This window comes from Pseudomonas crudilactis (assembly GCF_013433315.1).
GTDB classification, from domain to species: domain Bacteria; phylum Pseudomonadota; class Gammaproteobacteria; order Pseudomonadales; family Pseudomonadaceae; genus Aquipseudomonas; species Aquipseudomonas crudilactis.
On the sequence record NZ_WXVV01000058.1, the window covers coordinates 1 to 686 of the forward strand.

1 pseudogene is annotated in these 686 nt (G+C 62.0%); it reads right to left on the reverse strand.

Going from position 1 to position 686, the window contains the following annotated elements:
- Positions 1 to 686 (reverse strand): annotated as a pseudogene (locus GTU76_RS29760) (RHS repeat protein); the annotation flags it as partial.

Consider the following 686-nt stretch of genomic DNA (forward strand, 5'->3'; position numbering starts at 1 on the left):
CCCTGCTGGCGTTGTTGTTCGCGGCCCGACTGGTAGACATGGCGGGTCAGCGATGCGCCATTGAGGTCGATGGCGGCCAGTGCACCGCCCTTGGCGTAGTGATAGTCGAGTTTGCTGTTGTCCGGCAGGCGCATGCGCTGGAGTTGGCCGCAGGCGTCGTAGCGGTAACGCAGGGTGCCCCAGCCTTGATGTTCGGTGATCAGCCGGTCCTGACGGTCGTACTCGAAGGCCAGCGGGTGTTGCTGACCGTCGTCGACACTGATCAGTCGGCCGAGGCGGTCGTATTGGTAACTGACCTTGATGCCGTCGGGCAGGGTTTTGACCAGAAGACGCCCGGCAGCATCGCGCTCATAAGCGGTGAGCAAACAAGAGCCGTCATCCCCGAACTCGGTCTTTTCCAGCAGATGCCCGTTGAGGTCGTAGGCGTACGCCGTGCGGCGGCCGTCAAAAGCGCTTTCCTGACGAATCAGCCCGGTCGGCGTGTAATCCAGCCGGTACTTTTCCCCGGATTCGTTTTCAATCTCGGTGAGCAATAACTGCGCATGGTCGTAGCGGTACTGAACCCGCGTGCCGTCGGGGTTGATCCGCCGCGAGACCAGGTGCAGGTCATCGTCGTATTCGTAGCGGGTGATGCGTCCCAGTTCATCGCGCTCGGCGGTGACCTGACCGTAGGCGCCGTAGCTGTA